The following is a 22,324-nucleotide window of genomic DNA, read 5'->3' as shown; positions in this document are numbered from 1 at the left end:
TACGGTGGCGGACATGAGCTCACGCCCCGCCCCGCTGCCCGTCGTCATGAGGGATGCGTGGGAGGCGTCGCGCTATCTGCTCACCGGGATCCCGATCGCGGTCGCCTGCATGTTGTGCGCCTTCGGCATGGTCACCGCGATGGGCTTCGCCCTGATCGGCATCGGCTTCGCCACCTGGCCCGAAGTGGTCAGGCTGCTGCGGAAGTTCGCGGATCTCGAGCGCGGGCGGGCGGCCGGGCGACTGGGTGTTCCCCTGCCCGAGGGCGAGCAGCATGTGCCGCTGGTGGGCGGCGCCGCGGCGCGCGTACGCCTCGCCTTCACCGACCCGGGGACGTGGCGGATCGGCCGGTGGCTGCTGGCGCAGACGCTGTACGGGATGCTCTTCGGGTACGTCGCGATGCTCGTGTGGCCACTCGCCCTCATCGTGGAACCGGTGGTTCTCGGCCCGGTCCACCTCTACGACCGGCGGCGGGCCGACGAGTACGGAATCGAGCCGCCCGAGCGCAAGGGACTCCTGCTGCGCTGGCTGCCGGTCCTCGCCGACCTGGGCGCGGAGTGGACGAGCGAACTGCTGCGCCCGCTGCCGCCGTCCGAATCCATGGCGCAGCGCATCGCCCAGCTGACCGAGAGCCGGGCAGGGGCCGTCGAGGCGCACGGCGCCGAACTGCGGCGCATCGAGCGGGACCTGCACGACGGGGCGCAGGCGCGGATCGTGGCGCTCTCGCTGCGGATCGGGCTGGCGAAGCAGCTGCTCGACCGGGACCCCGCCGGGGCGCGGCTGCGGCTCGACGAGGCGCAGGACGGGGCCGAGGCGGCGCTGGCCGAACTGCGTCATGGCGTACGCGGCATCCATCCGCCCGTTCTCACCGACCGGGGGCTCGCGGGTGCGGTGCGGGCGCTGGCCGCCGATGTGTCCGTACCGGTGGATGTGGAGCTGGCGGGGGTGCAGGACGGGCGGCGGCTGCCCGCGGCCATCGAGGCGGCGGCCTATTTCGTGGTGGCCGAGGCGCTGACGAACATCAGCAAGCACAGTGGCGCCGACCGTGCGCGGGTACGGATCGCCCGGGAGGCGCGCACGCTCCGGGTGATCATCGGGGACGATGGACGCGGCGGCGCCGACGAGGGCGCCGGCAGCGGGCTGGTGGGGATCAGGCGGCGGGTCGCCGCGCTGGACGGCACCACCCGTATCGCCAGCCCCGTCGGGGGGCCGACGGAGATCGAAGTGGAGCTGCCGTGCGCGTCGTGATCGCAGAGGACAACGCCCTGTTGAGGGAGGGGCTGATGCTGCTGCTCGGGTCCTCGGGGCACGAGGTCGTCGCGGACGCGGCCACCGGACCCGAGATCCTGCCCGCGCTGCTCGAACACCGGCCCGACGCGGCGGTGTTGGACGTACGACTGCCGCCGTCCTTCCGCGACGAAGGGCTGCGGGCGGCGATCGCGGCCCGCAAGGAGCTGCCCGATCTGCCGATCCTGGTGCTCTCCCAGTACGTCGAGGAGACCTACGCCGCCGAGCTGCTCGCCCAGGGCGCGAAGGGCATCGGCTATCTGCTGAAGGACCGGGTGGGCCGGGTCGACCAGTTCCTGGAGGCCCTGGAGCGGGTCGCCGCGGGCGGGACCGCGCTCGACCCCGAGGTCGTCACGCAGCTGCTGACGCGCAAGTCCGCCGCCCGGCCGCTGCAGAGCCTCACCGCGCGCGAGCGGGAGGTCCTGGAGCACATGGCGCAGGGCAAGGCGAACGGCACCATCGCCGCCGAACTCGTCGTCACGGAGCGGGCGGTGTCCAAGCACATCGGCTCGATCTTCGCCAAGCTCGACCTGCCGCCGGACGACGGGTCGGTGCACCGGCGGGTGCTCGCGGTGCTGGCCTATCTGGAGGGCAACGGGGGCTGAGCGGCTTCAGGACTGCTTGGGCTCCAGCAGGTCCCAGCGGTTGCCGTACAGGTCCTCGAAGACCGCGACCGAGCCGTACGCCTCGTGGCGCGGCTCCTCCAGGAAGCGGACCCCCGCGGCGGACATCCGGGCGTGGTCGGCCGCGAAGTCCTCCGTGTGCAGGAAGAAGCCGACCCGGCCGCCCGTCTGCGCGCCGACGGCTTCCCGCTGGGTCTCGTCCTTGGCGCGGGCCAGCAGGAGGCCGGTGCCGGGGGCGCCGCCGGGCGGGGTGACGACGACCCAGCGGGTGCCGTTGCCGCGGTCGGTGTCCTCGGTCAGCTCGAAGCCGAGGGCGTCGGTGTAGAAGGCGATCGCCTCGTCGTAGTCGCGGACGACGAGGGTGATCAGTGCGATGTGGGACATGAGGAGAGGTTATACGTACCACTACGGCCCGGCGTGGGAGGGTGGCCGACGTGATTCCTGCTGATCTTCTGGAGCGCGCCCGCACGCTCGCAGCCACCGGACAACGCCGGATCCTGGGCATCGCCGGGGCGCCGGGCGCGGGCAAGTCCACGCTGGCCGCGGGGCTCGTCGACGCGCTCGGGGAGCTCGCGGTGCTCGTGCCCATGGACGGGTTCCATCTGGCGCAGGCCGAGCTGGAGCGGCTCGGGCGGGCCGGCCGGAAGGGGGCGCCTGACACCTTCGACGCGGGCGGGTACGCGGCGCTCCTCGCGCGGCTGCGCACCGCCGGCGACCTGGTCTACGCGCCCGCCTTCGACCGGCGCCTGGAGGAGCCCGTCGCGGGGAGCATCGCGGTGCCGGCCGGTGTGCCGCTGGTGATCACCGAGGGGAACTACCTGCTGCACTGGGAGCGGGCCCGCTCGCTCCTGGACGAGGTGTGGTTCCTGGAGATCGGCTCGGCGGAACGGGTCCGCAGACTCGTCGCGCGTCATGTGCGGTACGGAAAGGAGCCCGCGGAGGCCGAGCGGTGGGTGCGTACCTCCGACGAGGCCAACGCCCGGCTCGTCGAGGCGGGACGGGCGCGCGCCGATCTGGTCGTACCGGGTCAGTAGGCCACGCAGATACGGGACTTGGGGTGCGTGGGCATCTCCAGCTCGTCGACGAAGGCGACCGCGTAGTCCTCCGCCGAGATGTGGCTGTTGCCCTCGGCGTCGGCGAGGAGCTGGTCACCGCCCAGGCGGTAGGAGCCCGTACGGTCGCCCGGCTGGATCAGGGCGGCCGGCGAGATGTACGTCCAGTCCAGGTCGTCCACCGTGCGGTAGAGGTCGAGGACGTCGCCGTGCGCCAGCGCCTCCGGTTTCACCGCGTCCGGGAAGCCCGGCGTCGTCACCAGCTGTACGCCCGGGGCGACTTCGAGGCTGCCCGCGCCCCCGACGACGATCAGGCGGGGGACACCGGAGGCCCGTACACCCTCGATCAGCGCCTTGTTGGCCGCGACGAAAGGTCCGGAGGGTGCGGAACCGTCGCGCGGCGGGGCGAGCGCGGAGGCCACCACGTCGTGTCCCTCGGCCAGTTCGGCGACCCTCGCCGGGTCCGATGCGTCCGCGGTGACCAGGGTCAGCCCCTCGGTCGTGCCCTCGGGCGACCGGCCGGAGCGGGTGGCGGCCGTGACGGTGTGTCCGCGGCGCACGGCCTCCGCCGTGATGCGGCTGCCCACCATTCCGGTGGCGCCGAAAAGAAGGATCTTCATGGACGAATCGTCCCCCGGCTGCTGCGCGGTCGCATCCGGGGCCGCAGCCCGGCAGGATTGTGGCCATGGACGCCGCCGAACCCACCCCTTTCACCGCTGACGACTACCGCGCCCGGATGGACCGCGCCGCCCGCAGCGCGGCCGACGCCGGGCTCGCCGGAGTGCTTGTCGCGCCCGGCCCCGACCTGGTGTACCTCACCGGATACGCGCCGCACACCACCGAACGGCTCACCCTGCTCGTCCTGGCCCCCGGACAGGACCCGGTTCTCGTCGTGCCGACCCTGGAGGCGCCCGACGCCGAGCAGGCGGTGGGCGCGCCCGCGCTCACGCTGCGCGACTGGACCGACGGCAAGGACCCGTACGCCGTCACCGCGCCGCTCCTCGGCGCGGACGGGCGCTTCGGCATCAGCGACAACGCGTGGGCGATGCATCTGCTCGGGCTGCAGAAGGAGTTGCCCGGCACCTCCTATGTCTCGCTGACCGAGAGCCTGCCCATGCTGCGCGCGGTCAAGGACGCGCACGAGCTGACGCGCCTCGCGGCGGCGGGGGCCGCCGCCGATGCGACGTACGAGCAGATCCTCAAGGTGCGCTTCGAGGGGCGCAGGGAGACCGACGTGGCGGGTGATCTCGCTGACCTGCTGCGGCAGTTCGGGCACTCGCAGGTCGACTTCACGGTCGTCGGCTCGGGGCCCAACGGAGCCAATCCGCACCATGAGGCCGGGGAGCGGGTGATCCAGGGCGGTGACACGGTGGTGCTCGACTTCGGCGGGCTCAAGCACGGATATGGATCCGACACGTCCCGTACGGTCCATGTCGGCGAGCCCAGCGTCGCCGAACAGCGCGTGCACGACGTCGTACGGCAGGCGCAGCGGGCGGGCTGTGAGGCCGTGCGGCCCGGGATCGCCTGCCAGGAGATCGACCGGGTGGCGCGCGCGATCATCACCGAGGCCGGGTACGGGGAGCAGTTCATCCACCGCACCGGCCACGGGATCGGCGTGACGACGCACGAGCCGCCGTACATGATCGAGGGCGAGGAGCAGCCGCTGGTGCCCGGGATGTGCTTCTCCGTGGAGCCCGGGATCTATCTCCCGGGCCGGTTCGGCGTACGCATCGAGGACATCGTGACGGTCACCGAGGACGGCGGGCGGCGGCTGAACAGCACGTCGCGCGAGCTGGCGATCGTCGAGTAGCGGCTTCTTCCTACGGGCTTACGGGCTTACGGACCGAGCAGCACGCACGACTCCGGGCCGAGGTGCAACAGGCCGTCCTTGCCCGGGTGTTCGGCCGCATCCCAGGCGGCGAGCACCCGGCCCGGGCCGCCGCCCAAGGGGATCGCGGCCGCCTCCTTGGAGAGGTTCACCGCTGTGCGCAGATCGCCCCGGCGGAACACCAGCCAGCGGGCCTCCTCGTCGTACGCCACCTTGACCGACGCCAGGTCCGGGTCGCACAGGTCCGGTTGGGTACGGCGCAGGGCCAGCAGGTCGCGGTGCCATGCGAGCAGGCGGGCGTGCGGGGGCTCGGCGAGCTCGGCCCAGTCCAGGCAGGAGCGGTCGCGGGTGGCAGGGGCTTGCGGGTCGGGGATGTCCTCCTCCGCCCAGCCGTGTGCCGCGAACTCCCTTCGCCTGCCCCGCCGTACGGCCTCGGCGAGCTCCGGGTCGGTGTGGTCGGTGAAGAACTGCCAGGGGGTGCGCGCACCCCACTCCTCGCCCATGAACAGCATCGGAGTGAGGGGCCCCGTCAGGACCAGGGCCGCCGCGCAGGCGAGCAGGCCGGGGGAGAGCGTCGCGGAGAGACGGTCGCCGGTGGCGCGGTTGCCGACCTGGTCGTGGGTCTGGGCGTAGCCGAGGAAGCGGTGGGCGGGGGTGGTGGTGCGGGGGACGGGGCGGCCGTGGTGGCGGGCGCGGAACGTCGAGTACGTACCGTCGTGGAAGAAGGCGTGGGTGAGGGTCTTGGCGAGGGCGGCCAGGGGTGCGCGGGCGAAGTCCTCGTAGTAGCCCTGGGATTCGCCGGTGAGCGCGGTGTGCAGGGCGTGATGGAAGTCGTCGTTCCACTGGGCGTGCAGACCGAGTCCGCCCGCATCACGGGGTGTTGTGGTGCGCGGGTCGCCCAGGTCGGACTCGGCGATCAGGAAGAGCGGGCGGCGCAGTTCGGCGGCGAGGGCGTCGACGGCCGTGGAGAGCTCCTCCAGGAAGGTCAGCGCCCGGGTGTCGGCGAGGGCGTGCACCGCGTCCAGGCGCAGCCCGTCCAGGCGGTAGTCGCGCAGCCAGGACAGTGCGCTCCCGCGCAGGAAGGCGCGGACCTCGTCCGAGCCCGGGGCGTCCAGATTGACCGCGGAGCCCCAGGGGGTGTGATGGGTGTCGGTGAAGTACGGGCCGAAGAGGGGGAGGTAGTTGCCGGAGGGGCCCAGGTGGTTGTGGACCACGTCCAGGACGACGCCGAGGCCGTGCGCGTGGGCCGCGTCGACGAAGCGCTTCAGGCCCTCGGGGCCGCCGTACGGCTCGTGGACCGCCCACAGGGAGACACCCTCGTAGCCCCAGCCGTTCCGGCCGGGGAAGGGGCAGACGGGCATCAGCTCGATGTGCGTGATGCCCAAGTCGCGCAGGTGGTCCAGGCGTTGGGCCGCCGCTTCGAAGGTGCCCTCGTCCGTGTACGTGCCGATGTGCAGCTCGTAGAGGACCGCCCCCGGCAGCGGACGCCCCGGCCAGTCCTGCTGCCAGGCGTGGGCGGAGTGGTCGACGACGGCGCTGAGCCCGTCGGGTCCCTCCGGCTGGCGGCGCGAGCGCGGGTCCGGCAGCACGCGGGGGATGTCACCGAGCGCGAATCCGTACCGCGTGCCGTCGGCGGCCTCGGACTGCGCCTGCCACCAGCCGGGACGTGCGGGGTCCCGCTCCATCGGTTCCGTACGGTCCGCCACGTGCAGCGTGACCCGTTCCGTCTCTGGTGCCCATATCTCGAACAGCATCTCTGGTTCCTCCCCCGGGGACAGGGCCACCATGCTCGGTGGAAGAGGCGATCAAGGTCCAGAGGTTGCACATAACCGGCCATTGAGGTCCGGGGAGTGATCAGTCCCAGACCAGATTCAGGGCCCGCTCGAAGTTGACGTAACCCGCCCGCTCGAAGGCCTTCGCCATGGGGACGTTGGCGAGGTCGGTGGCCGCGCGGATGCGGTCGACGCCCTCCGCCGCCAGGATGCGGGTGCCCTCGGCGAGGATGTCGTCGATGTAGCCGTTGCCGCGGTGCGCGGGCAGCACGCCGATGTACGCGATGATGGGGTTGTAGGTGTTGCGGGCCGGGATCACGAAGCCCACCGGGCCTCCGCCGTCCGGGAGTTCGGCGATACGCCACCACTCCTGCGGGCTCTTGAACCCCGCGAACTCCTCCTCGTAATGCTGCTCCGCCGCCTCGCGGGCGTTCAGCCCGGACGCCAGGTCCGCCTGGCCGTGGGCGTCGAGCGTGCCCTCCATGACCGGGGTCATCAGGGCGATCAGGTCCTCGCGGTCCTTCACCGGGCGGAAGACGAGCCGGCTCGCGGGCGCGGGGACCGCCGACTCGGGTGTCCACCCCAGGCGCAGCCGCTCGACGAGGAGCCGGGCGCCGGTGCTCTCCAGGATCCGGGTGCGGGCCTCGACGACCTCGCGGGCCGCCGGGTCCTCGCGCCAGTCCGGCGGGACGAAACGGCCGTATTCGGGGAGCTTGGCCCCCGCGAGGAACACCGCCGCCCTCGCCGTCTCGAACAGGCGCAGGCCGATCTCGTGGCGCTCGGCCGCGGGCAGCTCGTCGTCCAGGTCGAAGAAGTCGAACTGGAGCGGGGTGTCGCCGCCCGGTGTCGTCCACCAGGAGAGCCGGCCCAGCAGCCGGTCGCCGTCCAGGGCCACCCAGGTCCACTCAGGACGGCGGCAGCCGTTGGCGAAGTCGTCAGCCAGTTCGTGGTCGAGCACGTAAGAGAGCCGACCGAAGAGGTCGAGCTCTTCGGGGCCGGTCAGGGGGCGGTACGTCACCGATATCGGCGGCAAATCAACTCCAGGTTTTGTGGGATGCAGGGAGGACCGTAACAGTCGGTGCTGGTCAGGGGGTACGGGATATCCGGGTTCTTCTGGACACCTTGCCCCGGTCGGCCTGACAATCTGCTCTGTGACGTCCTCCTTCGAGTTCCACACGTATCCCGCACGGCTGACCGATGCCGAGCGCGACCGTGTCCTCGGTGTGCTCAAGGAGGGCGCGGCCCAGGGCAGGCTCTCGCACGACACCTTCATACGCCGCATGGAGCTGGCGCTGGCCGCGCGCAGGTCCGAGGAGCTCGTGGCGCTCACGGCGGACCTGGAGACCGAGAGCCGCTGGTCGCAGCGGGTGTTCGGGGCGGTCGGCCGGGTGTCCGCCTTCACCGTACGGCTGCGCAGGACCTGGCAGGCCGAGCGGTTCCCGAAGCTGCTCCTGCCCGAGCCGGGGCCGTACCCGCTGCGGATCGGCCGCGATCCGGCCAACGGGCTGCGCCTCAGCCACGAGACGGTCTCGCGGATCCATGCGGAGCTGAGCGTGCAGGCGGGGATGTGGGTGCTGCGCGACCTCGGGTCGACCAACGGGACCACGGTCAACGGGCGCCGCGTCACCGGGGCGATCGTCGTCAACGACGGTGACTCGGTGAGCTTCGGGCGGATGAACTTCCGGCTGGCCACGCGCTGATCTGTTCCACGGAACTCCTGAACTCGTTCGAGTGACCGGGGTGCGCCCCGGGGTCCGCTGTGTCGATGGATGCAGCGTCGCAAGTGATCACTTGCGCGCCCCCGAGTGCAGAGAACGGTGAAGCGGATGACCAGGTTCAGGACCGTGTGCGGCGGAATCCTCGCGGCGGGCGCACTGCTGCTGTCCGGCAGCGGCGTCGCGCAGGCCGAGCAGGCCGTGACGTACCCCGGCAACTGGATGTACGTCGCGGTCGTCCAGGGCGAGGAGGCCATGGGCGATGTCAACGGCACACTGGTGCGCTGTCCGCAGGGCCGCGGCGGGCACCCGCAGGGCAAGCAGGCCTGCAAGGAGCTCGCCGCGGTCGGCGGGGACATCACGCGGATGAAGCCCAGGACGGGCATCATGTGCCCGATGATCTACCAGCCGGTCACGGCGATGGCGTACGGCGTGTGGAAGGGCCACCGCAAGGTGTACGCGATGACCTTCTCCAACCCGTGCGTGATGAAGAACGCGACGCGGTCGGTCTTCGCCCTGCGCTGAGCCTCAGCGCCCGAACCGGGCGGCTGTGGGGGCCTCGGCCAGAGGCTCCGGCAGCCGCAGCGGCCCGCCCCCGGGAGTGATCCTGCCCAGTACGCGACCGCCCAGGGCCCCGGTGCAGCTGGGCAGCGTGCCGGGCAGGCCGTGTGTGGTGAACCAGCCGAGCACCGCGAACGCAACCGCCTCCTTCGCGGCCGACGGCAGCCCCAGCGCATCCGAGCGCACCACCTCGACTCCCGGCAGCAGAGCCCCGATCCGCCGGATCAGCACCGGGTTCTCCGCACCCCCGCCGGACACCACCAGGGTCCGCGGACCGCAGTCCCGTACCGCGTCGGCAACCGTGCGGGCGGTCAGTTCGGCGAGTGTGGCGAGCCGGTCCTCGGCCGGGAGGGACGGGTGGTCGGCGAAGTGAGCTGCCAGATAGCCCGCGTGGAAGAGCTCCTTGCCCGTGGTCTTGGGGGGCTTGCGCCCGTAGTACGGCTCACGCAGCAGCTCGGCCAGCAGCTCCCCGTCGACCCGGCCCGCGGCCGCGAGCCGACCGTCCTTGTCGTACGGGACACCGGTCGCCGCCAGCGCGGCCGCGTCCATCAGCGCATTGGCAGGACCGGTGTCGAAGGCGTACGGCGCCCCCGAACCGGCCCCGACCACGGTCACATTGGCGATTCCACCGAGATTCAGCGCGACCGCAGGGCCCGGCAGTCCGGCCAGGAGCAGGGTGTCGAGCAGTGAGACCAGGGGCGCACCCTGACCGCCCGCCGCCACGTCCGCCGTCCGTACGTCCGAGACCACGGGGACGCCCAGGCGCTCGGCGATCCAGGCGGGCTGGCCCAGTTGCAGGGTGCCGCGCACCGCACCCTCTTCCACCCAGTGGTAGAGGGTCTGGCCGTGCGAGCACACCAGATCCACCGGCCCTGACGCGGCCACCACGGAGGCGGCCGCGTCGGCGAACGACTGCCCGATCAACGTGTCCAGACGGCACACCGCGGCCAGCGACACCTCCCCGGGCGGCAGCGCGTCGAGGATCTCGGCCCGCAGGGTGGCCGGATAAGGGTGCTGGGACATGTGGACGAGCCGGCCGTGCAGGACGCTGCCGTCGAGGGCGAGTTCGACGACCGCCGCGTCGATGGCATCGTGCGAGGTGCCCGAGCTGAGTCCGAGAATCCGCATGCCGGGCAACGGGCTGGGCAACGGGCCGGACGGATCGCTGGTCTCGGTCATGACCGCTCCCTGAGTCGCGTCGGAGGAGAGCCCCGGGAGGCCCCAGGAGGCAGGTGAGTGGCTCGATGTAACCGCTCTCCCCGTCGTGGCGTCAACCGCCGCTCCGGTTCGTCCTGAAGAGCCCGGATCATCCGGGCGCGGGCTCCGGGCGCCGTCCGGGGTGGCGGTAGCGTTCTGCTCCGCCCGTACCTCGCCGACCAGCGCGAACCGTGATCCGCCCCGCCCGAGAGGACCCGTCATGCCGCCCGAACTCCTCGCCCTCGCCGACCAGGTGCTGCAGCCCGGATTCAAGGGCACCACCGCCCCCGACTGGATCCGCCGCAGGCTCGCCGGGGGGCTCGGCTCGGTGCTGCTCTTCGGGGGCAACATCCGTGACCGCGAGCAGACCCTCGCGCTCACGGACACCCTGCGCGTCGAGAACCCCGATGTCCTGATCGCCGTCGACGAGGAGGGCGGCGACATCACCCGGCTGGAGGCCGCGACAGGGTCCTCCTACCCGGGCAATTTCGCCCTCGGCACGATCGACGACCCCGAACTCACCGCCGCCGTCGCCCACTCCATCGGCGGCGAGCTGCGCGCCGTGGGCATCGGGCTCGACTACGCGCCCGACGCGGACGTCAACTCCAACCCCGACAACCCGGTCATCGGCGTCCGCTCCTTCGGCGCCGACCCGGCGCTGGCCGCCCGGCACACCGCCGCCTGGATCCGCGGCATGCACGACGCCGGGGTCGCCGCCTGCGCCAAGCATTTCCCCGGCCACGGAGACACCGACACCGACTCCCACCTCGCCCTGCCCACCGTCGCCATGGACGCCGAGCGCATCGCCGAGCTGGCCCTGCCGCCGTTCCGCGCCGCCCTCGCCGCGGGCGCCCGCGCGGTGATGACCGCCCACCTGCTCATCCCGGCGTACGACACGGAGCACCCGGCCACCGTCAGCCCCCGCATCATCACCGGACTGCTGCGCGAGGAGCTCGGCTTCGACGGGCTGATCGTCAGCGACGCCGTCGAGATGCAGGCCGTCATGGCCCGCTACGGACTCGCGGGCGCCGCCGTGCGCGCGCTCGCCGCGGGCGTCGACCTCGTCTGCCTCGGCGACCGCTCCGAGGACGCCGAGTACGCGCAACTCCGTACCGCCGTCGCGGAGGCGGTCGTACGCGGTGAACTCCCCGAGGCCCGCCTCGCTGAAGCGGCCGCACGCGCCACCGCCTTCGCCGCCTGGCAGCGTGCGCTGGCCGTGAGCGTCCCCGCGCCGGTGCCCGACCGGGCGCTCGGCCTCGACGCCGCCCGCCGTGCGGTACGTATCACCGGTACAGGACCCGGCGTGCTTCCGCTCCAAGTCCCCGCCCTGGTAGTCGAGTTCGGCGTCCCCGGCACCGTCGTCCAGGGCGACGGGGTGCCCTGGGGGCTGGGTGCGGCGCTCGCCGCCCTCATGCCGGGCACCCGGCGTGCCACGCTGCCCGCTCTCGCCCCGTACGACCCCGACCGCGCCCGGGAGCTGCTCGCCGACGCGGCAGGCGGGCCGCTGGTCCTGGCCGTACGGGATGCCCACCGCAGGCCTGCCGTACGCGAGTGGCTCGACGCGCTTCTCGCCGGGCGCCCCGACGCGATCACCGTGGAACTCGGCGTACCGCACCCGGATTCCGGCGTGAGCGGGGGCGCCCGGATCGAGACGCACGGCGCCGCCCGCGTCTGCGGGCAGGCCGCCGCGGAGGTGCTCGCCGGGAGGCGGCTCGCGCCCTGAGCCGAGGTGTGCGCGCGGTGACACGGAGTGCGACGCCCGCCCTGTTGCGCTTCCGCGCTCCCTCCGCCGGTGCCGAGAGGGTGTTGACGCCCCGGGCGGCCGCCGTGATCATCGCCTGGTGGACCGATTTCCGCGCGTGGACGAAGTGGTCGCCGGTGCTGTTGACCTCACGGAACAACACCCCCAGGAGTCCCGGCTCCGCCGCGTGGGAACGTCGCGCTCCGGAGAGCCGCTGTGGCTGCTGTCCGTGGGGCGCGGCAGCCGCAATGTGCTGATCGTCGCCGGGCCGCACTCCAACGAACCCGCGGGCGGCGGGAGCGTGTTGAGCCTGGCCCGGCGGGCCGCCGCCGACCCCCGGCTCTGCGAGGGGGCGGACACCACCTGGAACTTTCTGCTCTGCCTGGATCCGGACGCCGCCCGCCTCAACGAGGGCTGGCAGTCGGGCCCGTACGAACTGGACCACTACTACCGGCAGTTCTACCGTCCGGCCTTCGCCGCACAGCCCGAGTGGCTCCCCGACGAGAGCGGTGCGGCCAGGCTCCCCGAGACCCTCGCCCTGCTCGCCGTGCAGGACGAGCTGAAGCCCTACCTCCAGTGCTCCCTGCACGGTGTCGAGGTCGGCGGCGGGTTCGTGGAGGTGACCCGGCCGCTCGACGGGCTGGCCGTGCGGGTCGCCCAGGCGGCCCGCACGCTGAATGTGCCGCTGGAAGTCGGGCCGTACGACACCTTGTACATGCCCACGCTGGGACCCGGGGTCTTCGAGATACCCCCGCCCAAGCAGGGCGACCAGTTCGCGGCCATCACCGAGGCCGCGGTGGAGTCCACCTGGTTCCATCCGCAGCCCTACGGCACGGTCACCGCCGTCGTCGAAGCGCCGATGTGGGGCATCGACAGCGTCGCCGACGCGACACCGCACCCCGATCCCCGCCCCGAACTCCTGGCCATCAGCGACGGACTGCGTGAGCGGACGCTCCGCCTGGAGGCGCTGCTCGATCGCGTACGGCACGAACTGGAGCCCCGCGCCCGGCAGTTCCTCGTCCCCGCCGAGGAGTACCTCATGGTCTCGCCCGCGCTCGCCGACGCCTGGCACCCCGATGCCGCGCTGAGCGAGCCGAGCCGGCTGCCGACCCTCACCCGGGCGCATGTGATGGCGCTGCGGATCTCCGCGCGGCGGCTGACGCTGCGGCCGGCGGGGCTGCTGCTGCGGGCGTTGGCCGCGGGTCCCGCGGGGCGCCACCAGGCCGTACGGGACGCGCTGGGCGCGGCGGTCGCGGACGGGTGCGCCGAGTACGAGCGGCGGCACGGCGCCCGCTGGATCCCGGTGCGGGACCAGGTGGAGTTCCAGTCGAGGATGGTCCTCGCCGCCTTCGAGGCGCTGGCGCCGCTGCGGCCCTTCACCGCTGGTGCAGCCCCCTGCCCGCCAGGCTGAGGAAGGTCTCGCCGACCGCCTCGGAGAGCGTCGGGTGGGCGTGGATGTGGCGGGCCACATCGGCGGGTTCGGCGTCCCAGCCGACGATCAGCTGGCTCTCGGCGATCATCTCCGAGACGTTCGGGCCGACGAGATGCACCCCGAGCACCCGCCCGCCGCGCTCCGCGACGACCTTCACCACACCGCCCTGGCCGTGCACCATGCCCTTGGCGACGGCGGTCAGCGGCATCGAGTCGACCACCACGTCATGGTCCCTGGCGCGGGCCTCGGCCTCGGTCAGGCCGACCGACGCGGTCTGCGGCGACGAGTAGGTGACCCGGGGAACGGCCGCGTAGTCGACCGGCGGCGACGCCACTTGGGCCAGGGTCTCGGCGACCAACAGGCCCTCGGCGAACGAGGCGTGGGCCAGGCCCAGCGAGGGCGGCGGCAGCAGGTCGCCGACCACGTGGATGCCGGGCACGGAGGTCTCGAGCCGCGACCAGTCGGCGGGCGCGACGAAGCCGCGCTCGTCGGTGGCGAGCCCGGCCGCGGCCAGGTCGAGCCCGTCGGTGACGGGGGTGCGGCCCACGGCGACCAGGAGGCGGTCGGCCTCGATGGTGCGCACCTCGCCGCGTGAAGTGCGCACCGTGGCACGGATCCCGTCGGGGAGCAGCTCCGCGGATTCCAGCCGGGCGCCGGTCTGCACGTCGATGCCGCGCTTCTTCAGCCCGCGGGTCAAGTGGCGGGAGACATCGGTGTCTTCGAGCGGTACGAGCCGGTCAGCGGCCTCGACCAGGGTGACCTCGGCGCCCATCGACCGGTGGAAGGAGGCGTACTCGACGCCGATCGCACCACCGCCCAGGACCAGGACCGAGTCGGGCACCCCGGGCGCGAAGAGGGCGTCGTCGCTGGTGACGACGCGGCGGCCGTCGGGGTCGAGGCCCGGCAGCGTACGAGGGCGGGATCCGGTGGCCAGGACGATGCCGCGGCGGGCGGTGAAGGAGCCCGCACCCTCGATGCGTACGGTACGGGTGTCCGTCAACCGGGCGCTGCCCCTGACCACTTGGACCCCCGCGTGGTGGAGGTGGCTCTCCACTCCCTTGTGGTTGCGCGCGACGATGTCGTCGCGGGTGGCGACCAGTGCGGGCCAGTCCACCGAGTCGAGTGTCGCCTTCACACCCCAGCGCTCGCGTGCCTCCGCGATGCCGTCGACGAGTTCGGCGGCGTGCAGCATCGCCTTGCTCGGGATGCAGCCGCGGTGCAGGCAGGTGCCGCCCACCTTGTCGCGCTCGGCGAGCACGACCCGCAGTCCGAGAGCGGCGGCGCGCAGTGCGGTGGAGTAGCCGCCGGTGCCGCCACCGATGACGATCACGTCCGTGTCCTGGGGAGTTGCCGTGCCTGCTGCTGCGCTCGTTGTCATGGCTCCCACCCTCCGCCCGGTGCTTGCCATGCGTCCAAGGCAATGTTTCTGTGGGTGCGATGCACAGTGTTTATCGGGGAGTCGGGGGAGCCGGAGCATGAGCAGTCTGCGGCAGATGGAATATTTTGTCGCGGTCGTGGAGGAATCGTCCTTCACCCGCGCCGCCGAGGCCCTGCACGTCACCCAGCCCGCGCTCTCCCACCAGATCAAGGCACTCGAGCGCTCGGTGGGCGGTGAGCTCCTGGAGCGGCTGCCGCGCGGAGTGCGGCTCACCGCGATGGGCCGTGCCTACCTCCCGCACGCCGAGCGCGCCGTCCGCAGCGCCGCCCAGGCCCGGCGCGCGGCCCGCGCGGCCGCCGGGGCCGAGGGCGGCGAGCTGCACATCGCCACGGTCCACGCGCTCGCCGTCGGTGTCCTCCCCGAGTTCTTCGCCCGCTGGCGGCGCGAGCACCCGGGCGTCGGTCTCGTCCTGCACGAGTACGGCACGACCGAGGCCCTGGAGGAGCAGATCGAGCGCGGCACGGCCGATCTCGCGCTCGGCCCGGCCCCCGCCCACTGGGAGGGTCCGCTCGTCCCGGTCGGCGACGAGGAGATCGTGATCGTGGTCCCCTTCGACGACCGCCTCGCGGGCCGCACGTCGGTCCGTCTCGAGGAGCTCTCCGACCACACCTGGGTCCGGTGTGCGATGGAGCCGCTCGTCCACGGGCAGCCCCTCCTGGACCGGGCCTGCGCCAAGGCCGGCTTCCAGCCGCGTACGGCGGTCCGCACCGAGCACACCTCGACGGCGGTCCGCATGGCCGCCGCCGGAGTCGGCATCGTCTGCGCGCCGCTGCACGTCGTACGGGGCGCGATCGGCGAGGACTGCGTGGCGCTGCCCCTGGATCCCGGCTGGCGGCGGGCGCTCGCCGTCTTCTCCCGGGTGGAGCTGACGGGCGCGGCCGCGGCCTTCGCGGAGATGCTGCGCGACTCCCAGCCGTCACCCGTACGGACGCACGACGACTGCGTGCGGGCGCGACCGGTGGTCGCCTAGAGGGTGAGTGCGCCGTCGTCCGGCGCCCCGGGCCCGGGAGGGACCAGCATGGTCACGGACCGGACCACAGGCCCGCCGGGGCTCTTCGACGGCGGTCTCGACCGGGACCCGTACCCCGCCTATCGCGTCCTGCGCGAGCGCTATCCGCTCGTCCACGACCTGCGTCTCGGGGCCTGGGTGGTGAGCCGGTACGCGGACGTGGCCGCCGCGCTCACCGACCCGAGGCTCGTGCGCCCCCGCTCCACCCGCTGCTGCGAGCCCGGCGACCTGCGGTGCGCCGGCGCCTCGTCGCCGGGCGGGCAGCGGGAGATCGCCGAGCGGACCGCCTATGTGCTGGCCCGAAGGCTGGCGGGGCGCGGGCAGGCCGATCTGGTGGCCGAGTTCTGCCGCTGGCTGCCCGCCGGGGTGCTCGCCACCGCCTCGCGGCTGCCGTACGGGGCGTACGCCCGGCTGCGGGTCGCGACGACGGAGCGGGCGCTGGCCTCCCTGCTCGGCAATCTCCTCGACCACCCCGCCCAGCTGGCCTCCCTGCGCGCCGCACCCGGGCTGATCCCCCGCGCCTGGGCGGAGACGCTGCGCCGCAACCCGCCCGTCCATGTCCTGCTGCGCACGGCGGTGCAGGACGTGCCGCTGGCCGGCGGGACCGTCCCCGCCGGGGCCACCGTCGCCTGCCTCGTCGGGGCGGCCGGGCGGGACCCGGACCGGTTCGCGAACCCCGACCGCTTCGACCTCCACCGGTCCGACACCGGGCAGCCCGCCGCCGGCTGCCCCGCCGCACTCCTGGCGCAGTACGGCGTACGGGCCCTCCTCGACGCCATGCCGGGGCTGCGCTATGCCGACGGCTTCCGCCCGGCCGAGACCGGGCTGCTCACCCGCTCCCCTCGGAGTCTGCTCGTACAACCCGGGTGAGCAGCGCCACCGGGCGATCGGCGAACAGCTCGCCCAGCAGGACGCGACCGGTGAACTCCCTCCCCGGGGACAGCAGTTCGGTCCACGCCCCCTCGGGAAGCGGCAGCTCCGTGTCCCGCCAGCCGCCCGCCTCCGCCAGCCGGAGGGACAGCCGGGTGACCACGGTGACCGCTTCGCCGGAGCGGCAGAAGGCGAGGCAGTGCGCGGCTGCGGGGCCGTTCGCCGCGAGCGGGACGTAGGTGCCCGACTCCCCGAAAGCGTCAGGGAGCCGGCGGCGCAGCTGCAGGGCGGCCGTCGTCAGCGCCACCTTCTCGTCCGAGGGGTCGGTGGGGTGGAAGGGGGCGCGGTTGTCCGGGTCGACCAGCGCGATGTAGGTGCCCTCGGAGCCCTGGTAGAGGTCGGGCACCCCCGGCATCGTGAGCTGCACCAGGGCCGCGCCGAGCGCGTTGGCCCGTGCATGCGGGTCCAGCCGGCGCGAGAACTCCGCCAGCACGGTGTGCTGCGGCCCGCACGGTCCCGCCGCCACGAAGGCCTCCACCGCCTCCTCGTACACCGGGTCCTGCTCGGTCCAGCTGGTGTGCAGTCCGGCCTCGCGTACGGATTTGAGCAGCGCGGGCCCCAGCCGCCCCCGGTCGGGCAGGCCGAAGCCGAACGCGGTCTGCCAGGCCGTCCACGCCACCTGCGGATCGGGTGCCCGGACCGCGCTCAGCCGCTGGAGCAACTCGCCCCACTGAGACGGACATTGGGTGAGGACCGCGATTCTCGCCCGTACATCCGCACTGCGTTTGGTGTCGTGCGTCGTCAGTACGGTCCCGGTGCCGGGCCAGTCGCGTGCGATGCGCGCGCAGAAGGTGTGGAACGCCTCGGGGGAGACAGCGGGGACCCCGGGATCGCCGCCCACCTCGGCGGCCGACAGGAGCGGTGCGTAGCGGTAGAAGGCGGTGTCCTCGACGGACTTGGCGCGCAGCGCGGAGGCGGTCTGGGCGAAGCGCGCACAGAACGCGGTGTGGTCGGGGCCCTCGCCGAGCGTGCCGAGCGCCAGGTCGCGCACCACGGACAGGGCCTCGGCCTCCTCGGGCACCGCGTAGGACGCCGCGGCCTTGTGGAGCGCCTCCGGGGGGAGCGCGGGGCTCGTCCGGTCGGGGTGGCCGCCCGGGGTGACGTACGGGCGGTAGACCGGGACCCGTACCAGCAGCTCGCGCAGAGCGATGCGCAGCGCCCGCGGGGCGTGGTCGCGCAGTGCGGGGTCGGCAGCGCAGATGCGTGCCGCCGTACGGACCAGGAACTCGGTCTCCGCGGCCAGCTCATGGGTGAGCACCTTGTACGCGGCCCTGCGCACCGTGGCCTCCCAGTAGCCGCCCCGGTCGCCCGAGAGGCCGGTGAAATCCCGGTAGGCGACGGACAGTTCATCGGCGCCCTGCGGGTCGGTGAACACTCCGTCGATCCGGTGCAGCGCGTCGTAGCCGGTCGTCCCCGCGACCGCCCAGTCCGCGGCGAGCGGCTCGTCGCCCGTGAGGATCTTCTCCACGACGGTCCAGCGGCTGCCGGTGGCCTCGCTGAGGCGGCGCAGATACGTTCCCGGGTCCGCGAGGCCGTCGGGGTGGTCGATGCGCAGGCCGTCGGCGACCCCGTCCCGTAACAGCTCGAGGATCTTGGCGTGGGTGGCGTGGAAGACCTCGGGGTCCTCCACCCGTATGCCGATGAGATCCGAAATGGTGAAGAAACGCCGGTAGTTGAGGTCGGTCCGGGCCAGCCGCCACCAGGCCAGGCGGTAGAACTGGGCGTCGAGCAGCTCGGGCATCGGCAGCCCCTGGGTGCCCTCGCGCAACGGGAACGTGTGGTCGTAGTAGTGGAGTTGGTCTTTCTCGACGCGCAACTGCTCCCATTCGACGCCCAGTCGGTGGCCGAGCACCGGCAGCAGTATCCGCCCGTCGCCGCCGTCCCAGTCGATGTCGAACCAGCGGGCGAAGGGGGAGGACGGGCCCTCGCGCAGGACCTCCCACAGGGGCCTGTTGAAGCGGGGGGACGCGGCCATGTGGTTCGGGACGATGTCCAGGACCAGGCGCAGGCCGTGCGCGCGGGCGGTGCGGGCGAGTGCGCGCAGGCCGTCCTCGCCGCCCAGCTCCTCGCGTACGCGGGTGGGGTCGACGACGTCGTAGCCGTGCGTGGAGCCGGGGACGGACTCCAGGACCGGCGAGAGATGGAGGTGGGAGACACCGAGTGCGGCCAGGTACGGCACGGCCTTCTCGGCGGCCGGGAAGGGGAACTCCGGCTGCAGCTGGAGCCGGTAGGTGGCGGTGGGCGTCATGGCTTCGTACGTACCCGGTTCACCGCCTTCTGTGCTTTTTGACCATGCGTACTTCTTCGCGGGGCGGGTTACTTTCGCCCGATGTACCGCAGTGTCCTGGCCCTCACGGGCCCCGTCCTGCCCGTCGTCTCCTTCCTCGGCAGGCTGCCGACCGCGATGTGCCAGCTCGGCAGCCTGCTCCTGGTCGCCGAGACGAGCGGGAGTCTCGCGACGGCCGGACTGGTGGGCGGTGCGCTGGCAGCGGGCCAGATGGTGGGTGGCCCGCTGCTGGGGCGCGCCACCGACCGGCGGGGCCAGCGGGGCGTGGTCCTGGCGGCGGCGCTCGCCAACGCCGTGGCCGTCACCGCCCTCGTCCTGGCGGCACTCGCCCACCTCCCCACCCCGGCTCTCGCGCTGCTCGCCGTGCTCGCGGGCGCCACCGTGCCTCAGATCGGGCCGCTGGCCAGGACGCGGACCGTCGCGCTGGCACGCGGAGCGGGCGCCGACGAGCGCACGGTGGGGGCCGTGCTCTCCTTCGAAGGGACCCTGGACGAGGTGTCGTTCGTGCTCGGTCCGGCACTGGTCGGCCTCGCGGCGGCGTTCGCCCACCCCGCGGTGGCACTGCTCGGCGCGTCCGCGCTGCTCGCCGTCTGCGGCTCGGCCTTCGCCCTGCATCCGACCGCGGCGCGGGTCGCGCCCCCCAGACGTAAGGGCGATGCGGTGGCGGTACGGCGGTCACGGCAGCCCGCACCCGTGCACGTCCTGCGCCTCACCATGGGCCTCCAGGGCGCCATGTTCGGCGCGTCCCAGGCCGGCATCACCGCCCTCACCGAGCGCCTCGGCCGGCCCGAACAGGCAGGCCTGGTCTACGCCGCCATGGGCGTGATGAGCGCGGTCGCCGGCCTGTCGATGGCCGCGGTCCCGCAGCGCATCACCCTCCCCGCACGGTGGCGCGCCGCCACGCTCGCCCTGGTCGCGCTCTCGGTCCCGCTGCTCTTCGTCGACTCGCTCCTCGCGCTGTACGCGGTCGTCACCCTCCTCGGCGTCGCCTACGCGCCGCACATGATCACCCTGTTCGGGATGACCGAGCGGCTGGTGGAGCCCGCCCGGCTCGCCGAGTCCATGGCGGTCCTGGCCAGCTGCATCGTCGCGGGCCAGGCCCTGGCACTCGCCCTCGCGGGAAGGCTGTCCCAGGACCACGGTCCGACGGCCGGGTTCGCGGTGGCGGTCGTGGCGGCGGTCCTGTGCAGCCTCCTTGCCCGTATGCGAACCGGCCTTCCTACGCGGGCCGTTGCAGCACCGTCAGACTCCGTCCGATCAGCGTGAGCCGTTCGCCCGCCACCACCTTGGGGCCCGTCCCCGGTGGCACTCCGTCCTGACGGGCGGTGTCGACGACGACCTGCCACTGTCTGCCGTGGTCGGCGGGGACGGCGAAGCCGATGTCCTCCGCGCTCGCGTTGAACATCAGCAGGAAGGAGTCGTCGGTGATCCGCTCGCCGCGTGTGCCCGGCTCGGAGATCGCATTGCCGTTGAGGAAGACGGTCAGGGCCTTGGCGCTGGAGGACTGCCAGTCGCGGTGGGCCATCTCCTCGCCCTCGGGCGTGAACCAGGCGATGTCCGAGAGGTCGTCGTGCGTGCCCTCCACGGGGCGGCCGTGGAAGAAACGGCGGCGGCGGAAGACGGGATGGTCGCGGCGCAGGGCGACCATCGCGCGGGTGAAATCGAGCAGGGTGGTGTCCGAAGCGCCTTTGTTGTCCGGCCAGTTGACCCAGGACAGGTCGCTGTCCTGGCAGTAGCCGTTGTTGTTGCCGCGCTGGGTGCGGGCGAACTCGTCCCCGTGCGAGAGCATCGGGACGCCCTGCGACAGCATCAGCGTCGCCATGAAGTTCCGCATCTGCCGGGCGCGCAGCTCCAGGACGGCCGGATCGGTGGTCTCCCCTTCCGCGCCGCAGTTCCAGGAGCGGTTGTGGCTCTCGCCGTCCTGGTTGTTCTCGCCGTTCGCGTCGTTGCGCTTGTGGTTGTACGCGACCAGGTCGTGCAGCGTGAAGCCGTCGTGGCAGGTGAAGAAGTTGATCGAGGCGAGCGGCCGGCGCCCGTCGTCCTGGTAGAGGTCGGATGAGCCCGTGAGGCGGCCCGCGAACTCGGCGAGGGTCTGCGGCTCGCCGCGCCACATGTCCCTTACGGTGTCGCGGTACTTGCCGTTCCACTCCGTCCACAGCGGCGGGAAGTTCCCCACCTGATAGCCGCCCTCGCCGACGTCCCACGGCTCGGCGATCAGCTTGACCTGGCTGACCACCGGGTCCTGCTGCACCAGGTCGAAGAAGGACGAGAGCCGGTCCACCTCGTGGAACTGGCGGGCCAGGGTCGCCGCGAGGTCGAAGCGGAAGCCGTCGACATGCATCTCGGTGACCCAGTAGCGCAGCGAATCCATGATCATCTGGAGTACGTGCGGGGAGCGCATCAGCAGGGAGTTGCCGGTGCCCGTCGTATCCATGTAGTGGCGCGGGTCGTCCTCCATCAGGCGGTAGTACTGGGCGTTGTCCAGGCCGCGGAAGGAGAGGGTGGGGCCCAGGTGATTGCCCTCGGCCGTGTGGTTGTAGACGACGTCGAGGATGACCTCGATGCCGGCCTCGTGCAGGGCCTTCACCGCCTGCTTGAACTCCAGGACCTGCTCGCCCCGGTCGCCCCAGGAGGCATAGGTGTTGTGCGGGGCGAAGAAGCCGATGGTGTTGTAGCCCCAGTAGTTGGAGAGCCCGGCATCGGCCAGCCGGTGGTCGTTGACGAACTGGTGCACCGGCATCAGCTCGATGGCGGTGACCCCGAGCTCGGTGAGGTGCTCGATGATCGCTGGGTGGGCGAGCGCCGCGTACGTCCCGCGCATCTCCTCGGGGAGACCGGGGTGGAGCATGGTGAGGCCCTTGACGTGCGCCTCGTAGAAGACGGTCTCGTGGTACGGGGTGCGCGGCGGGCGGTCGTCGCCCCAGTCGAAGTAGGGGTTCACCACCACCGAGGCCATCGTGTGCGGCGCGGAGTCCAGGTCGTTGCGCGAGTCCGGTTTGCCGAAGTGGTAGCTGTACACCGCTTCGCCCCACTCGATCTCACCGCTGACGGCCTTGGCGTACGGGTCCAGGAGCAGTTTCGCGGAGTTGCACCGCTGCCCCTGGTCAGGGTCGTACGGTCCGTGCACCCGGAAGCCGTACCGCTGCCCGGGCATGATCCCGGGCAGATAGGCATGGCGTACGAAGGCGTCGGTCTCGCGCAGCTCGACCGCCGTCTCTGAGCCGTCGTCGTGCAGCAAGCACAACTCGACCCGGTCGGCGGCCTCCGAATAGACCGCGAAGTTGGTCCCGGCGCCGTCGTACGTGGCCCCGAGCGGATACGTCTGTCCCGGCCAGACCTGCATGACACAAGACTCTTCCACAATCGGCCATCTGAAACGCAACTGCTATGAATCAGCTCACTCCGGGCGATCTTGTGCTGGGAACCCGCGTGCGTTGTACGGAAGTTGAGAAAG

19 protein-coding genes are annotated in these 22,324 nt (G+C 72.5%); 11 read left to right on the top strand and 8 right to left on the bottom strand.

The window, feature by feature from the left end:
- The first annotated feature begins 13 nt into the window (after positions 1 to 13).
- Both AB0H78_RS08060 and AB0H78_RS08055 read left to right on the top strand, forming a co-directional pair.
- Positions 14 to 1,246, top strand: a complete 1,233-nt coding sequence (locus tag AB0H78_RS08060; RefSeq protein WP_363233412.1) for a sensor histidine kinase — start codon at positions 14 to 16, stop codon at positions 1,244 to 1,246.
- A complete protein-coding gene (locus AB0H78_RS08055; protein ID WP_363233411.1) occupies positions 1,234 to 1,890 on the top strand; it encodes a response regulator transcription factor in 657 nt (218 codons plus the stop codon). Before AB0H78_RS08060 ends, AB0H78_RS08055 begins: the two co-directional genes overlap by 13 nt.
- Positions 1,891 to 1,896: 6 nt before the next feature.
- On the opposite strand, the gene AB0H78_RS08050 is transcribed toward AB0H78_RS08055, so the two are convergent.
- Positions 1,897 to 2,292 carry a VOC family protein gene (locus AB0H78_RS08050; RefSeq protein ID WP_363233410.1) on the bottom strand — a complete coding sequence of 132 codons (396 nt, stop codon included), beginning with the start codon at positions 2,290 to 2,292 and terminating at the stop codon, positions 1,897 to 1,899.
- Between the two features lie 50 nt (positions 2,293 to 2,342).
- On the opposite strand from AB0H78_RS08050, the gene AB0H78_RS08045 reads away from it, so the two are divergent.
- Complete coding sequence (locus AB0H78_RS08045) at positions 2,343 to 2,942, top strand: nucleoside/nucleotide kinase family protein (protein ID WP_363233409.1); 600 nt, start codon at positions 2,343 to 2,345, stop codon at positions 2,940 to 2,942.
- Here AB0H78_RS08045 and AB0H78_RS08040 read toward each other — a convergent pair.
- The gene (locus tag AB0H78_RS08040; RefSeq protein WP_363233408.1) at positions 2,936 to 3,580 is read right to left on the bottom strand and encodes an NAD(P)-dependent oxidoreductase; all 645 of its coding nucleotides are present in this window, start codon (positions 3,578 to 3,580) and stop codon (positions 2,936 to 2,938) included. The two genes, AB0H78_RS08045 and AB0H78_RS08040, sit on opposite strands and share 7 nt — an antisense overlap.
- Positions 3,581 to 3,645: 65 nt before the next feature.
- Between AB0H78_RS08040 and AB0H78_RS08035 the strand changes: the two genes are divergently transcribed.
- The gene (locus AB0H78_RS08035; RefSeq protein ID WP_363233407.1) at positions 3,646 to 4,770 is read left to right on the top strand and encodes an aminopeptidase P family protein; all 1,125 of its coding nucleotides are present in this window, start codon (positions 3,646 to 3,648) and stop codon (positions 4,768 to 4,770) included.
- A 26-nt stretch (positions 4,771 to 4,796) separates the two neighbouring features.
- On the opposite strand, the gene treZ is transcribed toward AB0H78_RS08035, so the two are convergent.
- Together treZ and AB0H78_RS08025 are read right to left on the bottom strand one after the other, a co-directional pair.
- Positions 4,797 to 6,542, bottom strand: a complete 1,746-nt coding sequence (gene treZ / locus AB0H78_RS08030) for a malto-oligosyltrehalose trehalohydrolase (protein ID WP_363233406.1) — start codon at positions 6,540 to 6,542, stop codon at positions 4,797 to 4,799.
- A 100-nt stretch (positions 6,543 to 6,642) separates the two neighbouring features.
- Positions 6,643 to 7,593 carry a GNAT family N-acetyltransferase gene (locus AB0H78_RS08025; RefSeq protein ID WP_363233405.1) on the bottom strand — a complete coding sequence of 317 codons (951 nt, stop codon included), beginning with the start codon at positions 7,591 to 7,593 and terminating at the stop codon, positions 6,643 to 6,645.
- A 118-nt stretch (positions 7,594 to 7,711) separates the two neighbouring features.
- Between AB0H78_RS08025 and AB0H78_RS08020 the strand changes: the two genes are divergently transcribed.
- On the top strand, positions 7,712 to 8,260 hold the full coding sequence (locus AB0H78_RS08020) for a DUF1707 and FHA domain-containing protein (protein WP_363233404.1): 549 nt from the start codon (positions 7,712 to 7,714) through the stop codon (positions 8,258 to 8,260).
- Between the two features lie 126 nt (positions 8,261 to 8,386).
- Positions 8,387 to 8,800, top strand: a complete 414-nt coding sequence (locus AB0H78_RS08015) for an SSI family serine proteinase inhibitor (RefSeq protein WP_363233403.1) — start codon at positions 8,387 to 8,389, stop codon at positions 8,798 to 8,800.
- A 3-nt stretch (positions 8,801 to 8,803) separates the two neighbouring features.
- On the opposite strand, the gene AB0H78_RS08010 is transcribed toward AB0H78_RS08015, so the two are convergent.
- Complete coding sequence (locus AB0H78_RS08010) at positions 8,804 to 9,964, bottom strand: anhydro-N-acetylmuramic acid kinase (protein ID WP_363233449.1); 1,161 nt, start codon at positions 9,962 to 9,964, stop codon at positions 8,804 to 8,806.
- Between the two features lie 289 nt (positions 9,965 to 10,253).
- Here AB0H78_RS08010 and AB0H78_RS08005 point away from each other — a divergent pair, with 289 nt between their 5' ends.
- On the top strand, positions 10,254 to 11,756 hold the full coding sequence (locus AB0H78_RS08005) for a glycoside hydrolase family 3 N-terminal domain-containing protein (protein ID WP_363233402.1): 1,503 nt from the start codon (positions 10,254 to 10,256) through the stop codon (positions 11,754 to 11,756).
- 118 nt (positions 11,757 to 11,874) lie between these two features.
- A complete protein-coding gene (locus AB0H78_RS08000; protein WP_363233401.1) occupies positions 11,875 to 13,185 on the top strand; it encodes a M14 family zinc carboxypeptidase in 1,311 nt (436 codons plus the stop codon).
- Here the strand turns inward: AB0H78_RS08000 and lpdA are convergent.
- Positions 13,151 to 14,584: a dihydrolipoyl dehydrogenase gene (gene lpdA, locus AB0H78_RS07995; protein ID WP_363233400.1), complete on the bottom strand. Its 1,434-nt coding sequence runs from the start codon at positions 14,582 to 14,584 to the stop codon at positions 13,151 to 13,153. The two genes, AB0H78_RS08000 and lpdA, sit on opposite strands and share 35 nt — an antisense overlap.
- Positions 14,585 to 14,699: 115 nt before the next feature.
- Between lpdA and AB0H78_RS07990 the strand changes: the two genes are divergently transcribed.
- Together AB0H78_RS07990 and AB0H78_RS07985 are read left to right on the top strand one after the other, a co-directional pair.
- Entirely contained in the window at positions 14,700 to 15,614 is a 915-nt protein-coding gene (locus AB0H78_RS07990) for a LysR family transcriptional regulator (RefSeq protein WP_363233448.1), read from the top strand.
- A 48-nt stretch (positions 15,615 to 15,662) separates the two neighbouring features.
- Complete coding sequence (locus tag AB0H78_RS07985; protein ID WP_363233399.1) at positions 15,663 to 16,523, top strand: cytochrome P450; 861 nt, start codon at positions 15,663 to 15,665, stop codon at positions 16,521 to 16,523.
- Here AB0H78_RS07985 and treY read toward each other — a convergent pair.
- Positions 16,483 to 18,831 carry a malto-oligosyltrehalose synthase gene (gene treY / locus AB0H78_RS07980; protein WP_363233398.1) on the bottom strand — a complete coding sequence of 783 codons (2,349 nt, stop codon included), beginning with the start codon at positions 18,829 to 18,831 and terminating at the stop codon, positions 16,483 to 16,485. The two genes, AB0H78_RS07985 and treY, sit on opposite strands and share 41 nt — an antisense overlap.
- Before the next feature lie 81 nt (positions 18,832 to 18,912).
- On the opposite strand from treY, the gene AB0H78_RS07975 reads away from it, so the two are divergent.
- Positions 18,913 to 20,136 (top strand): MFS transporter, encoded by a 1,224-nt coding sequence (locus tag AB0H78_RS07975; protein WP_363233397.1) that lies wholly within the window; start codon positions 18,913 to 18,915, stop codon positions 20,134 to 20,136.
- Here the strand turns inward: AB0H78_RS07975 and glgX are convergent.
- Entirely contained in the window at positions 20,090 to 22,213 is a 2,124-nt protein-coding gene (glgX, locus tag AB0H78_RS07970) for a glycogen debranching protein GlgX (protein WP_363233396.1), read from the bottom strand. The two genes, AB0H78_RS07975 and glgX, sit on opposite strands and share 47 nt — an antisense overlap.
- Positions 22,214 to 22,324 lie beyond the last annotated feature (111 nt).

This window comes from Streptomyces sp. NPDC050738 (assembly GCF_040654175.1).
In the GTDB taxonomy this organism is placed as follows: domain Bacteria; phylum Actinomycetota; class Actinomycetes; order Streptomycetales; family Streptomycetaceae; genus Streptomyces.
This window is presented reverse-complemented; position numbering and strand designations above follow the sequence as displayed.